The following is a 14,470-nucleotide window of genomic DNA, read 5'->3' on the forward strand; positions in this document are numbered from 1 at the left end:
ATGCGTTCACTCTCCTTGGGAATGTGATAAAGGGATTCATTATTCAGCCATTTTCTCAAGATTACCATTGCGATCCATTTTAAATTTTGTAGCTTGGCGATCATCATCTTCAAAAAGAACAAACTGTCGAGCACGGTTCATAATTTTCATTAATGTTTCGTAGTCTTCTTGAATAGTAGTTGTATCTTGTTCAAGCTTCGCAACTTTTGATTTTAGCATAAGATTTTCTTGTGTAAGCTGCTCGTTTTCACGTTTTAAGCGCTCATTTTCTGCTCGGTAAGCTTGTGAGTTGCTTTGGCGACCTTCTAGGTTTCTCAAAAATTGGATAACTTCATGAATCTCGCTACCTTCTTCACGAGGAGAACTGATAGGTTGCTGAATACTTTTAGTTTCCATTTCTCTTTCCACTTCATGCTGATTATCTTCTTGTTCATATGGCATTAACTCGTATTCTTGGTAAGTATCAGTAGATACTGTTTCACTAATATCTTCTAACGTTGGTACAGGCGGGTTATAAAGTAATCTCTTTTTACCCTGTTCTTGACCAAGAACGCGCTGGCGCTGTTTGCGCTGCTTTTTAGCTAGTGATAGAGCTTTCTCATAGCGATGACGTACAACGGCATTCCAGCGGAAACCACACGCTGCTGATGTACGGTTTAATTCATCTCCTACTTCTTCAAAAGCATTCAACTGTGTACTTCCTTCGCGAACATGACGAAGCACTGTTTCTGCTAGCAATAAATCATTTTCTTCTGTCCATGCATCTTGACGCTCTTTCATTGTAAAACCAACTCCCTTAGTTTCTTTCTTTTATTTGCTGTAAGAATTATGTTGTTAGTTATATGTTTGACAGAAAGAATGTACTTTATACCAAACTTGCAGAAAGATAATAGGATTTTTATAGGAGTAGAGAAGGAATTTTACCGACACTTGTTAAGCACAAGTAGGACTTGCAATAGGCTATATTTAGCGGTAAAATACCCTTTAGGTTTAATGGTATGGTGAAGAAGGGAAGGTATAACAATGGCAAATGAATTTCGCATTTGTGATGATTGCCAAGCAACAGATATAAAAACGTTAGTACCAAAGCTTAAAAAAGTAGATCCTAATGCAGAGATTAAAATAGGGTGCCAGTCTTACTGTGGCCCAGGTCGAAAGAAATCTTTTGCATTTGTAAATAATCGTCCTGTTGCAGCTTTGAGTGAAGATGAGCTGATTCATAAAGTTGAAAAGAAGATGAAGAAATAAAAATCGCCTTTGTTTGTTTCACAAGGGTGATTTTTCACGTTTAGGTTCATTCTTTTTCCTCTCTCATCTTAAAATCGAAAGTTTTAGAGTCAATATAGGAATTAACAACCTTTTGTCGAATGGGATTAACATAACAGAAGCTTAAAAATAGAGAGGTAACTAGATGACGACATATCCAAGTGGAAAACTAAGTGAAGAAAAAGTATTTAAAGATCCAGTTCATCGTTATGTTCATGTTCGAGATAAACTGATCTGGGATTTAATTGGTACGGCAGAGTTTCAGCGACTTCGGCGGATTCGCCAGCTTGGAACTACTTATATGACGTTTCATGGAGCCGAGCACAGCCGTTTTAATCACTCTCTAGGAGTATATGAAATTATTCGCCGAATTGTAGATGATGTTTTTCAAGATAGGGAAGAGTGGGATAACAATGAACGCCTAGTAAGTCTTTGTGCTGCTCTTTTGCACGATTTAGGTCATGGTCCTTTCTCGCACTCTTTTGAAAAAGTTTTTCATCTCGATCATGAGGATTTTACCCAAGCAATTATTCTAGGAGATACAGAAGTTAACGCAGTTCTACGCCGAATGGGAAATAGATTCCCAAAAGATGTAGCAGAAGTAATTGCTAAGACATATCGAAATAAACTTGTTGTTAGTTTAATTTCAAGCCAAATTGATGCGGACCGGATGGATTATTTGCAGCGTGATGCCTATTTTACAGGAGTTAGTTATGGTCATTTTGACATGGAACGAATCCTTCGTGTTATGCGTCCAAGAGAAGATCAGGTTGTTATTAAACATAGTGGAATGCATGCCGTTGAAGACTATATTATGAGTCGTTATCAAATGTATTGGCAAATCTATTTCCACCCTGTAACAAGAAGTGCTGAAGTAATTTTAACGAAAATTCTCCACCGAGCTAAACATTTATATGAAAAGAACTATGAATTCAAGCAGCCTCCGCGTCACTTTTATTCTATTTTTGAAGGAAAAGTCACTGTTGAGGATTATGTAAAGTTAGATGAATCCATTATTATGTTTTATTTTCAAACATGGCAAGAAGAAGAAGATGCTATTTTGTCAGATCTTTGCCGTCGTTTTCTTAACCGCAACTTATTCAAATACATTGAATTCAATCCAAATTCACAGGTGAAAATGAAGATGTGGATGGAACTGACACAGCTTTTCAAAAAAGCGGGGATAGATCCAGATTATTATTTAGTGATTGATTCATCCAGTGATCTTCCATATGATTTTTACCGTCCTGGTGAAGAAGAAGAGCGTCTACCAATCCATTTATTAATGCCAAGTGGGGAATTACGTGAGCTTTCTCGTCAGTCTGAAATTGTTGAAGCTATTTCAGGGAAGAAGAGAACAGATCATAAGCTCTATTTCCCTCAGGATGCAATTGACCAACTATCCTCAAAACGAAAAGTCAAGGAGCAAATTCGTAAGCTCTTGTTTGAAGAAATGAGATAAAAGGGCATAATCTTAAGTTTTACGTTACATTTCTAAGATTTTGCTAGGGTGACGAGCAAAAATGAACGTGATACTCTATTAAATAGACTAAAAGTAGAGAGCGTTAAAGCTACGAGAGACAAGCTTCCAGGGAAATTTTTTGAAGTATAGGAGTTGAAGGGGCCTTGTTGAAGGATCATGCTAAAATTATTAAAGTATTTTTATCTGCAGGGGAAATTATTGGGCGAAAAAAGCTGCAGAAAATGATTTTTATTGCAAAGAAGCTAGACTATCCGTTTTATGAGAAATACAACTTTCATTTTTTTGGACCATATTCAGAAGAATTGACGCTTCGAGTTGAAGAGCTTTGTAATTTAGGTTTTTTGACAGAAATAAAAGAAAACAAAGGCGGTTATATGCAGTACCGCTATGAGCTAACTCAAGAGGGGGAAATATTTCTAGAGCATCACCAGGATTTAGATTTTCCTTTCTTGAATGATTGTGTGAAAAGCATGAATGAACAAAGCTCAAGGTTTCTTGAACTTGTTTCAACCGTTCTTTACTTTGAAACGTTACCACCTGAAGAAGTGGCGGAAAAAGTATTCACATTAAAAAGCAAACAGCGTTATACACAAGAAGAGGTTAATGATGCATATAGCTATATCTCGTCTCTTCGTGAGACGATTCATTCTCCACTATAAAAGAGGCTCTCGAATAGAGCCTCTTTTTTTATTGATCACTTATACGCTTTCCTGCAACACCATAGTTGTTTTTACTCATTTCTTCAATAATAACGGCTACTTTCTCTTTAGAAGCACCTGTTGTTTCTACAACAGCCTCCGTTACTTTCTCAACAAGAGCACGTTTTTGCTCATCTGTGCGACCTTCTAACATTTTTACTGTTACATATGGCATATTAGTTCCTCCTTAAAATAGATATCATTATTTAGTGTAGCTCTTTCTTTTATAATTAGAAAGAAAAATCATACCTTTCCATTTGCATGAAGAGGAGACTCTAATATAGTATACTAAGGGCAAGAAGTTGAAATTTTAAATATGGTGTAGAGGAGAAATGATGTGGAACAGTTTTTAGCATTTCCATTACAACAAATGCCTTTTGTTGTAATCACTCTTATTATAGCTTTTACAATTCATGAATTCTCGCATGCCTTTGTAGCCAATCTATTTGGTGACCCAACAGCGAAGAATGAAGGAAGGTTAACGCTATCACCCATTTCCCATCTAGATCCATTCGGAACACTTCTGCTTATTATTGCAGGGTTTGGATGGGCGAGGCCTGTTCCTGTTAATCCACGGAACTTTAAGCGTCCAAGACTTGCGGGTGTTCTTGTATCCATTGCAGGTCCATTAAGCAACCTTGTTTTGGCCTTTATTGGGACAATTTGTTATTATGCTCTGGTTAATGCGCAAGTAGCATCAAACAATCAGTATTTGTATGAATTTCTTAACTTATTTATCATGCTGAATATTCTTCTTTTCATTTTTAATTTGTTGCCTTTTCCTCCTCTTGATGGATATAGAATATTAGAGGATTTAGCCCCAACAAATATTCGAATCAAGATGAAACAGTATGAATCATATGGAATTTTGCTATTTTTAATTATTGTGATTACACCTCTTGATCAATACGTGATTTCACCGATTTACAATCAAGGGATTCCAAGCGTAATGCAAACATTTACACGTATATTAAGTCCGTTCTTTTTTTAAAAACAACTGTATACAAGATAGGAGGAAGTTTTAAAATGGATCAACAACCGAAAAAGAAAAAAGCAGCATTTAATATCATTAAAAGTGACCCAACAGATGGTCATGGAGGATTTGGTGTTGGAGCTCTTAGTTTAGATAATGTTTCACCTGTTTTCATTGATCTTGAAGATGAAGAGGTTTTTGTAGACATCGGTGCAATGCATGCTCGCAGTGTCGTTGAAAAAGGAATTAAGTTTTTACCAAACCGTGAAGAAGTGCCAGCAGGAGATAAGTTTTATTGGCTTGTTTGGGTAACGATTGGAAGAAAACCAGAGTCTCCTTATTATGCAGGAGTAACAGCTTGTGAGATGACGGTTAACCGTGAAGCACGTCGTGGATATAAGTCTCTTCCAGAACATGTAAATCGTATGGATAAATCAATGAAACACCATATTATTGTCGATCATATGGACGAAAAATCAAAACACTTACTACGTGAATTTTTAAAAGGGCATAATGAAACACTTTGGAATGCTTCAGAACCAGAACTGAAAAAAGCGCTGCTAGAAGCATAAAAAAGACGTGGAGCTTAAGCTCCACGTCTTTTTTATGCCCAAGGAAGGACTTTCTTCCAAAATCCATCTTCCTCTTTCTTTTCTTTTTTTTCTTGTTTCTTCTCTTCAGTATGTTCCATATGTTCATCACAGTACTCCGTTGGCTCTGTGCCTTTAACATAATAAGTAAGCCTCGTATTTGGACAGTCTTTAGTAGCAAGCTTTCCGTTGTCTGGATTCACCAGAACGCCTACAACCCCTTTAGATGGTGAAAAGGCTTGAACTGTTTTTCCTTTATGAGCTTCTTCCATAAACGAAACCCAAATGTTTTTGGCATAGCTTCTTTCTGTCACTTTGTCCATTGTTTGGTCTTTGTCATAGCCAGTCCATACACCTGCTACAAGGCTTGGGGAAAATCCAATCATCCAGCTATCTGTTTGTGTTGTTCCGGATTTCCCGCCATAGATATGCGTTGTTTTTTTGTTAATGGAATTCCCTGTCACAGTTGTATAATCATTTAAACGTTCATCAAACATACCTGTCATGAGGTGTGTGGTCACATATGCAGCATCTTCATCAAGTACTTGTTTGTGCTCTTTTGGTGCTTCATAAAGTACTTTTCCATCATAAGATTCCACTTTAGTTACAAAGGTCGGTTCAATTTCTCGTCCTCCATTCTCAATCATTCCATATGCATTAACCATCTCACTTAGACGAACAGGAGAGGTGCCGAGGGCGAGGGAAGGAACAGGTTTAATGTTGCTTTTAATGCCCATTTCTTTTGAAGTTTGAACAAGCTGATCCGCTCCGATATACTGCATTGTTTTTACCGCATAAATATTATCAGAAAGAGCGATGGCTTGTGAAAGTGTAATATTATCATTTGCATAGTAATCATGGTAATTGCTTGGTTTGTATTTCGTTTCTTTTGTTCCTTTTCCAAATGTAAAAACGGTTGGCTCGCTTTTAAATAATGTAGAAGGAGTGAGTCCATGTTCAATAGCTGCGTAATAGAGCGGTACTTTCATTGTTGAGCCAGGCTGTCTCACTGCTTGAGTTGCACGGTTAAAAGGGCTTTCTTCGTAATCTTTTCCACCAATTAATGCTTTTACAGCACCTGTTTTAGGATCCATAGCAATAAATCCTGTTTGAATGGAAGAGTCAGGGTCAATTGTTTTTTCCACTTTCTTTTCAGCTAGCTTTTGAAGCTTTGGATTTAAAGTAGTATAAATTCGTAGCCCATGAAGTTCACGTTCATTTGTTAAATGAAGCTTTTCCTTTACTTGTTTTTTTACTTCATCAACAAAATAAGGAGCAATATCTTGCTTTTCTTCCTCTTTTATTTCATGAAAGGAAAGCTTAGCAGCAAAAGCCTTCTTCTCTTCTTCTTGTGTAATGAAACCTTCTTTTTGCATAGCGGCTAAGATGATTTTCTGTCTTTCTTTGGCATTCTCTAGGTTATTGAAAGGCGAGTAGTAGCTTGGTCCCTTTGGGATTCCTGCAAGAATAGAAGCTTCACTACGCGTGAGTTTTGAAGCATTCTTATTAAAATAGTATCGAGAAGCTGCTTCTATACCGTATACCCCATGTCCGTAGTAGATTGTGTTTAAATATCCTTCTAAAATACGGTCTTTGTCATAGTTCGTTTCTAACCGGACTGTATACCATGCTTCCCGCAATTTCCGAATCCATGTTTTATCATGTTCAAGAAACAAGTTACGCGCATATTGCTGTGTAATAGTACTCGCGCCCTGAACTTTTGCCATTGCTTTTAAGTCGGCAACAGCAGCACCTGCAATCCGTTTGGGATCAAATCCATGATGATTATAAAAATTCTGATCTTCAACAGATATAGTTGCTTGAATAACATGAGGAGAAATGTTTTCAATTGGAACCCAATATCTTTTTTGACCATGATGCATTTCTTCTAATAGAGATTTATCAGCATTATAAAGAATAGTCGTTTGAGGTACAGATAGAGGAGGAGCTCCTTGAATTTTTGCTATCATCCACATGACGCCGAGAGAGATACAAAATAAGATTAATAGGATAATGCTTAAGGCAATAGCTCGACGCCCCACTTTTTTGAGCTTCTGTTGATACTTGCTTGCATTTAGCTCCAAAGTATTCACCTCCGTTTTCTTCATACATAAAACAGTATTGAAAAAAAAGCGGAGTTTTAAACATCAAAATAGCCTTGAATTTTAGAAGAATTTTCATAGAATAAGATCATGCAAAAAACGCTTGCTTTTTTACGAGATTAATCTATACTAAGGTGGGAAACTTGCGAGTATGCCTTAACATAAGGTTAACAAGCTCCTTATCTGAAGAACAATTCGTACATATTTTACGTGTACTTTTCGATTTTGCGAATACACTACTAAATGTTAATGTGGACAAGAGGATATTTGATATAGAAGGGATGAAGTATAATGAGTCTTTGGTTTACAGAGAAACAAACAGAGAACTTTGGTATTACAGCAAAAATTAATAAAACGCTTCACACAGAACAAACAGAATTCCAAAAGTTAGACATGGTAGAAACAGAAGAGTTTGGTAACATGCTTCTTCTTGATGATATGGTTATGACAACAGAGAAAGATGAGTTTGTATATCATGAAATGGTCGCACATGTACCACTTTTCACACACCCAAATCCAGAGCATGTACTTGTTGTTGGTGGAGGAGACGGTGGCGTTATCCGCGAAATTTTAAAACATCCAAGCGTGAAAAAAGCAACACTTGTTGATATTGATGGAAAAGTAATCGAGTACTCTAAAAAATATTTACCAACAATAGCAGGTCAATTAGAAGACCCACGTGTAGATGTTCAAGTTGGTGACGGATTCATGCACATTGCAAAAAGTGAAAATGCATATGACGTTATTATGGTTGATTCAACAGAGCCAGTTGGTCCTGCTGTAAACTTATTTACGAAAGGTTTCTATGCAGGGATTTATAAAGCGCTAAAAGAAGATGGTATCTTTGTTGCCCAAACAGACAACCCTTGGTTTAAAGCAGACCTTATTGCAAATGCGCAACGTGACGTAGCGGAAATTTTCCCAATCACGCGTCTTTATACAGCTAACATTCCAACATATCCAAGCGGTCTTTGGACATTCACACTTGGTTCTAAAAAGTACGATCCTTTAGAAGTAAGTGAAGAACGCTTCCATGAAATTGAAACGAAATATTACACAAAGGAACTGCATAAAGCAGCGTTCGCTCTACCTAAATTTGTAGCAGATCTACTAAAATAAGAAAAAGCCATGGGGACTCTCATGGCTTCCTATTGTTTGAAGGGAGTCAGTATAATGCGTTTTGATGAAGCCTATTCTGGTAATGTGTTTATCGGAAGTCATAAAAGTTATGAAGAAAGTAAAGTTGTTCTTTACGGAATGCCAATGGATTGGACAGTAAGCTACCGCCCAGGTTCTCGTTTTGGTCCAACACGTATCCGTGAAGTTTCAATTGGACTTGAAGAATATAGCCCATACCTTGATCGTGAATTAGAAGATGTAGCGTACTTTGATGCAGGAGATATTCCACTTCCGTTCGGAAATGCACAGCGCAGCATCGATATGATTGAAGAATATGTAGGTGATCTTCTTAAAGATGACAAATTCCCACTTGGTATGGGAGGAGAACATCTTGTATCATGGCCTGTTATGAAAGCAATGGCCAAGAAATATCCAAATCTTGCAATTATTCATATGGATGCACATACAGATTTGCGTGTTGAATATGAAGGAGAGCCTTTATCACACTCAACTCCAATTCGTAAAATTGCTGAGCATATTGGAGCTGAAAATGTCTATTCATTTGGAATTCGTTCAGGTATGAAAGAAGAATTTCAATGGGCTAAAGACAATGGGATGCATATTTCGAAATTTGAAGTATTAGAGCCTTTAAAAGAAATCTTGCCAAAACTAGCAGGACGTCCTGTTTATGTGACGATTGATATTGATGTATTAGACCCAGCACATGCTCCTGGAACGGGAACGGTTGACGCAGGAGGGATCACTTCAAAAGAGCTTCTTGCTTCGATTCATGAAATCGCACGTTCTAACATCAATGTTGTTGGAGGAGATCTAGTAGAAGTTGCTCCAATCTATGATAATTCAGAACAAACAGCAAATACAGCAAGCAAACTTATTCGTGAAATGATGCTTGGTTGGGTAAAATAATTAGAAAAGGCAGCTTATAAAAAGCTGCCTTTTTTTAATCCAAAAGATCTCCTGTTTTTGCATTCATACGTAAATGAAAGTTAGGTTCTAATAGATTTGTTTGATAATGTAAAGTAAAGCAATCCTTCTCTTCACCTTCTTGCCAGATAGCTTCTATCTCAAGGGATGATAGAAGAGTTTCTTTTGCACTTGTAACAGAAATATGAGGTGTTTGCTTCCCTAGAGCAAGAATCTCTTCGACTTCAAAATCAGGTCCCATATAATATGCGATATGTTGAGTTTTTCGACAAATGCTAACATGAACAACTCCTCCATACTCAAAAGGAATGGCTGAGTCAAGATAAAAAGTTGTGAGAACCCATGATTCGTCGGAATTATATTTAACTCCACCAAAGCGAAGAACCGTTTGATAAGAAGGAAGCACCTTCTCCAAAAATTGCAGTGCACGCTCATATCCTTGTTTTCGATTGCATTTCTTTCTTAAGTTTGCAGGAGGAGTCTCAAACGAGAAGATTCCTTTTATTTTTCCCTTCTCTGTATATTGGATTTTAACGGTCTCCTCGTTTCGGTCTCTCATATAGCTATCAACACTTTTATCTGACGAGACAATAGTAAGATTTTTCTTTCGAAACACTTTTCCTCTTAACTCAGGGTCTTTACTTTCTCGAATACATTCATGTTCATCTGTTAGCCCAATCATTTCTTCAACAGTTTCTGTACTTGGGTTTACAGACCTCAGTGGTTTAGATAAGACTAGGTCTTCTTCTTTTATAGGATATGAAGAAAACTCATCAACCTCAACGCTATAAAACGGAGGCTCTATTTTGTAAACAAGCTTCCCTTTATTATTGGATGTTGAAAGAAACAAATTGCATGAGGTTTGTTTCATAAGATAATCTTTTACAGCTTCTACATGTACTTCTTCTTGCGGATTTTGGAAATGAAGGAAATTAGTTGTACAATACCTTTTAAAATTAATCACATATCCATCATACGAAACGTCGATAAAGAAGCCGCTATTATCAATTTTATAGCCGTTATGTTTCATTATCCATTCAAAGCGTATACTTTTTGCTAAAAAAGTAGGCGAAGTTTTTGAAAAGGAGGAAGGGCACAAATTTGTTTGATCTTGGAGAAATATTAGGGCTTTTTTATATAATACTTCCTCAGCGTATCGAATGTGAGTATGGTTCATCTCTCTTGAATAGGAGAGTAGCTCTCCATTAGGATGAAAAGAGATCATAAAACCAGTTTCCTCAGCTTTATCTTCCCATGCAAATAATATTTCTTCTGAATAGTCCTGTTCAATCAAAAGGTCATAACTAGAAGGAATAGAGAACATACTAATTGCTTTTTCTTTTAACGTTTCTAACATATTCTGAACCTCCCCAATTGACTCTGCTGCGAGAATCGTTTTTAGCTTTTTTATGCCACCATAATAATGACTTTTCACTGTACTTTCTGTAAGACCTACAATATGACTAATTTGTTTGAATGTATAATCATCGATAATCTTCAGAAAGAGGATTTGGCTTTTTCTCTTATCTAGTTCATCAAGAATTTGTGCAACCCAAAATAAATGTTCATTTTCTTCCTTATAAGGCTTTTTTATTTCTTGTACATTTTCAATTGGGATCTCTCGGTCTTTTTTGCGATAAAAATCAATAGAAGTATGAATGGCAATTTTCTTCATCCAGAAAGTGAAGGAGCGATGGTGTAATAAGTTTGGAAGAGAAACAAACATACGAATGATTGTTTCTTGTTTAATATCTTCTAAATCGTATTTATTAAGGGCATAGGCATTAATAATCCTTTGAAGTCTAGGTGCGTAGATTTCCATCAGATGTTCAAAAGCCCCTTTTTCCCTTTGTTGAGCTCTTTTGACTAGTTGTGTTTCTTCCACAATGATCCCTCCTATGATGTAAGACGAGATAGAGTGCAAAATAGTTGGTCTTAAAGAAAAATTTCTTGGGAAATAAATCAAAATAGCTCACATTTCCTGAAAGAATTTAGTGAATAATACGTTATTATGTCGAATAAACAATTTATAAGGGATTGACCCACAATGTGAAAGGGTTGTAAGATAATAACACTGATAATTGTTATCAATATTAAGTATTAAGTAGAAAGAAGGAATTCACAATGGTTTGTAACACCAAGAAATGGACTTTTTCTCTTGTAGCCATTTTGCTAACTTTTATAGTTGCATTAGCAGGATGTAGCTCTTCGCAAAATAGTGAAGAAAAAGAGAAGAAAAGCTCAAGTAAAGAGGAAACCAGAACTGTTCAGCATGAGCTAGGCAAAACAGAAATTACAGGTACACCGAAGCGCGTAGTTACATTGGAACTATCATTTGTTGATTCTCTTAATGCTCTTGGCGTAGAGCCTGTTGGAATTGCAGATGATAATAAAAAAGATATGATTGAAAAGTTAGTTGACAAGAAAATGGACTATACTTCAGTTGGAACACGCGAGCAGCCAAACTTAGAAGTTATTAGCTCTTTACAACCAGATTTAATTATTGCAGATGCACAGCGTCATAAAGCTATTTATAAAGAGTTACAGCAAATTGCGCCAACAATTGTATTAAAAAGCCGTGAATCTACATATGAAGAAAACCTAGATGCGTTCACAACAATTGCAAAAGCAATGAATAAAGAAGAACAAGGCAAAAAACGTCTTGAAGAACATAAACAAACGATGAAAGATTTAAAAGAAAAACTTGCTGATAATGAAAAAGCAACTGTTCTACCTGCTGTTGTACGTGATACTTCGTTCCAAGCTCATACTTCTTCATCATATGATGGACAGCTTTTAGAACAGCTTGGATTTAAAAATCCAATCGACACAAAAGATGCTTATGCTCAAATGAACTTAGAGCAGCTTTCAAAAATTGATCCAGACATCTTGATTTTAGCAAACAATGAAGGAAAGCTTTTAACAGATGAGTGGAAAGATAATCCACTTTGGAAAGACTTAAAAGCTGTGAAAAATAATCAAGTCTATAACGTTGACCGTGATTTATGGACTCGTTTCCGTGGTATTATTTCAGCTGAAAATATCGGAAAAGACATAAACAAGTTGCTAGATGAAAAGAAACAAGATTAAGTTATGAAAAAAGAAGTAAGAAAACTCTTTTCTTACTTCTTTTTTTGTAGAGAGAAATAGTCATAAAAGTGTGGTGTGTTTGAAGTGGAGAGTTCAAAAATAAAAATTTATGGTGTTTTTCTTCTTGCTCTTTTCCTTCTTGTGATTGGTACGATGGGAAGTGTTCTAATTGGAGCTACACATACAGGTGTAGGTACATTTATAGGTGCTTTATTCAATCCAGATGGTTCAAAAGAGCAAGTTGTAATTCGAACATTGCGTCTCCCTAGAGCTATATTAGCTATTATTGTAGGAGCTAATCTAGCTGTAGCAGGAGCGCTTATGCAGGCTTTAACAAGAAATCCTCTCGCATCGCCGCAAGTATTCGGCGTAAATGCAGGAGCATCGCTTATTGTGGTAAGCTCTCTTGTTTTATTCCCGGCAATGTCTGTTTCTACAACCGTCTATTTTGCCTTGTTAGGAGCTCTATTAGGGGGCATTGTTGTGTATTCATTTGCCTCTGGAGGAGGGATAACAGATGTGAAGCTTGCCTTAGCAGGTATGGCTGTTCATCTATTTCTTTCGTCTTTAACACAGGCCTTTATTGTAATGAGTGAGCAGGCAAAAGATGTTCTATATTGGTTAGTTGGAGCAATTGATGGGAAAGATTGGAGTCATGTGCAAATTATTTTACCTTGGGCTATTGTCGGATTAATAGCTGCAATACTTTGTGCAAAATCCATTTCTATTTTTGTACTGGGAGAAAGTGTTGCACAAGGACTTGGACTAAAAGTGAAAGGGATTCGAATTTTTGTTTCCTTGATTGTTGTTATCTTAGCAGGCTCTTCTGTTGCTGTAGCAGGTCCAATTGGGTTTGTTGGGCTTATTGTTCCTCATATTGTACGAAAGATTTTTGGAAGTGGAAATTATACTATTATTCTTCCATTCTCAGCTTTATTTGGGGCTGTTTTAATGGTATATGCTGATGTACTCTCACGATTTATTGCCTATCCATTTGAGTCACCGGTTGGTATTGTTACAGCATTAATTGGAGCCCCTTTCTTTCTCTATCTGGCTACTAAAGGAAAGGAGGCTAAATCATGAAGAAAGCCGCTGCTATAAAGAAGAAACATCCAGTTTCAACAATTCTTATCCTACTCATTATTGTTTTAGCACTTAGCGTTATGAGCCTAGGCGTTGGTTCCATCTATATTTCACCGTGGAGCGTTTTGCAAACCTTCTTTTTCGGTGTTCAAGATAATTTCTTTATTCTCTATAACTATCGACTTCCACGCGTCCTTATTGCTTTAGTTGTCGGAGCTTGTTTAGGAATTTCAGGAGCAATATTGCAGGGGATCTTACGTAATCCGCTTGCTTCCCCTGATGTGATTGGCGTCACAAAAGGAGCTGGTTTAGCTGCTGCGATTGTAATCATCTTACTGCCAAGTTCACCTCTTATAACATTGCCTATTTCTGCATTTATAGGGGCCTCTATTATTGCTCTTTTGCTTATGATTTTCTCGCACCGAACAAATATGAGACCAAGCACGCTTGCGCTTGTTGGTGTGGCATTAGGTGCTATTTGTCAGGCTGGTATTCAATATACAATGATTAAGTTTCCAGACGATGTGAATACAACACTAGTATGGTTAACAGGAAGCCTTTGGAGTCGCGGATGGGATGAACTTGTTCTCCTTATCCCGTGCCTCATTATTATTCCATTCTGTTTCCTGCTCTCCTCAAAACTGAATATTCTAGCTCTAGGGGACGATGTTGCAGTGGGATTAGGGGAGAAGGCGAAAAAAACTCGATATATTCTTTTAGCGGTAGCTGTTGTTTTAACAGGGTTAAGTGTAGCTGTTGTTGGATCAATTGGATTCATTGGTTTAATTGCTCCGCATATTTCAAGAAGACTTGTTGGAAATCGAGCAGGTGTATTGCTTCCTGCTTCAGCTCTCTGCGGGGCTGTTATTCTTCTTGCATCTGATAGCCTAGGAAGAGGACTTGTTCCACCAACTGAAATTCCAGCAGGGATTATTACAGCTGTTATTGGAGCTCCTTATTTCCTTTACTTGTTAAAAAGTGAGCGCAAATCAAGCTAGTGAACAGTAAATACTCTTTTATTGATTAGAATACGAGAGAATGTAAAAAATGAAATTAAAGGCATCCTCACATTGAATTTTATGAAAACAATCCTTATACTATAAAGGTTAATAGTTATGCTA

14 protein-coding genes are annotated in these 14,470 nt (G+C 36.8%); 10 read left to right on the forward strand and 4 right to left on the reverse strand.

Going from position 1 to position 14,470, the window contains the following annotated elements:
• Nucleotides 1-39: 39 nt before the first annotated feature.
• A complete protein-coding gene (locus tag ACK3CR_RS08930) occupies nucleotides 40-780 on the reverse strand; it encodes an RsfA family transcriptional regulator (RefSeq protein ID WP_040060377.1) in 741 nt (246 codons plus the stop codon).
• A gap of 243 nt (nucleotides 781-1,023) precedes the next feature.
• On the opposite strand from ACK3CR_RS08930, the gene ACK3CR_RS08935 reads away from it, so the two are divergent.
• From ACK3CR_RS08935 to ACK3CR_RS08945, 3 genes are all read left to right on the forward strand, one after another.
• Nucleotides 1,024-1,248 (forward strand): YuzB family protein, encoded by a 225-nt coding sequence (locus tag ACK3CR_RS08935; RefSeq protein ID WP_019394749.1) that lies wholly within the window; start codon nucleotides 1,024-1,026, stop codon nucleotides 1,246-1,248.
• 163 nt (nucleotides 1,249-1,411) lie between these two features.
• Nucleotides 1,412-2,728, forward strand: a complete 1,317-nt coding sequence (locus ACK3CR_RS08940) for an HD domain-containing protein (RefSeq protein WP_243516246.1) — start codon at nucleotides 1,412-1,414, stop codon at nucleotides 2,726-2,728.
• A gap of 164 nt (nucleotides 2,729-2,892) precedes the next feature.
• The gene (locus tag ACK3CR_RS08945) at nucleotides 2,893-3,408 is read left to right on the forward strand and encodes a YwgA family protein (protein WP_243516248.1); all 516 of its coding nucleotides are present in this window, start codon (nucleotides 2,893-2,895) and stop codon (nucleotides 3,406-3,408) included.
• 28 nt (nucleotides 3,409-3,436) lie between these two features.
• Here ACK3CR_RS08945 and thmT read toward each other — a convergent pair whose 3' ends face one another.
• On the reverse strand, nucleotides 3,437-3,622 hold the full coding sequence (thmT, locus tag ACK3CR_RS08950; protein WP_019394752.1) for a 2-hydroxymuconate tautomerase: 186 nt from the start codon (nucleotides 3,620-3,622) through the stop codon (nucleotides 3,437-3,439).
• Nucleotides 3,623-3,784: 162 nt separating this feature from the next.
• Between thmT and ACK3CR_RS08955 the strand changes: the two genes are divergently transcribed.
• Both ACK3CR_RS08955 and ACK3CR_RS08960 read left to right on the forward strand, forming a co-directional pair.
• The gene (locus tag ACK3CR_RS08955) at nucleotides 3,785-4,438 is read left to right on the forward strand and encodes a site-2 protease family protein (protein WP_243516250.1); all 654 of its coding nucleotides are present in this window, start codon (nucleotides 3,785-3,787) and stop codon (nucleotides 4,436-4,438) included.
• Between the two features lie 35 nt (nucleotides 4,439-4,473).
• Nucleotides 4,474-4,992, forward strand: coding sequence for a YwhD family protein (locus ACK3CR_RS08960; protein WP_243516252.1), 519 nt, complete (start codon nucleotides 4,474-4,476; stop codon nucleotides 4,990-4,992).
• 32 nt (nucleotides 4,993-5,024) lie between these two features.
• Here the strand turns inward: ACK3CR_RS08960 and mtgA are convergent, their stop codons facing one another.
• The gene (mtgA, locus tag ACK3CR_RS08965) at nucleotides 5,025-7,094 is read right to left on the reverse strand and encodes a monofunctional biosynthetic peptidoglycan transglycosylase (RefSeq protein ID WP_488975261.1); all 2,070 of its coding nucleotides are present in this window, start codon (nucleotides 7,092-7,094) and stop codon (nucleotides 5,025-5,027) included.
• A gap of 309 nt (nucleotides 7,095-7,403) precedes the next feature.
• Here mtgA and speE point away from each other — a divergent pair, with 309 nt between their 5' ends.
• Together speE and speB are read left to right on the forward strand one after the other, a co-directional pair.
• Entirely contained in the window at nucleotides 7,404-8,231 is an 828-nt protein-coding gene (speE, locus tag ACK3CR_RS08970) for a spermidine synthase (protein ID WP_019394756.1), read from the forward strand.
• 54 nt (nucleotides 8,232-8,285) lie between these two features.
• Nucleotides 8,286-9,158: an agmatinase gene (speB, locus tag ACK3CR_RS08975; RefSeq protein ID WP_488975262.1), complete on the forward strand. Its 873-nt coding sequence runs from the start codon at nucleotides 8,286-8,288 to the stop codon at nucleotides 9,156-9,158.
• Nucleotides 9,159-9,192: 34 nt separating this feature from the next.
• Here speB and ACK3CR_RS08980 read toward each other — a convergent pair whose 3' ends face one another.
• Nucleotides 9,193-11,061 carry an RNA polymerase sigma factor gene (locus ACK3CR_RS08980; RefSeq protein WP_410914194.1) on the reverse strand — a complete coding sequence of 623 codons (1,869 nt, stop codon included), beginning with the start codon at nucleotides 11,059-11,061 and terminating at the stop codon, nucleotides 9,193-9,195.
• Between the two features lie 239 nt (nucleotides 11,062-11,300).
• Here ACK3CR_RS08980 and ACK3CR_RS08985 point away from each other — a divergent pair, with 239 nt between their 5' ends.
• From ACK3CR_RS08985 to ACK3CR_RS08995, 3 genes are all read left to right on the forward strand, one after another.
• A complete protein-coding gene (locus ACK3CR_RS08985; protein ID WP_410914195.1) occupies nucleotides 11,301-12,266 on the forward strand; it encodes an ABC transporter substrate-binding protein in 966 nt (321 codons plus the stop codon).
• A gap of 84 nt (nucleotides 12,267-12,350) precedes the next feature.
• Nucleotides 12,351-13,349, forward strand: coding sequence for a FecCD family ABC transporter permease (locus ACK3CR_RS08990; protein ID WP_410914196.1), 999 nt, complete (start codon nucleotides 12,351-12,353; stop codon nucleotides 13,347-13,349).
• A complete protein-coding gene (locus ACK3CR_RS08995) occupies nucleotides 13,346-14,347 on the forward strand; it encodes a FecCD family ABC transporter permease (protein WP_410914197.1) in 1,002 nt (333 codons plus the stop codon). The genes ACK3CR_RS08990 and ACK3CR_RS08995 overlap by 4 nt, the downstream gene beginning before the upstream one ends.
• The last annotated feature ends 123 nt before the right edge of the window (nucleotides 14,348-14,470 follow it).

This window comes from Priestia sp. TRM10, from assembly GCF_057808375.1.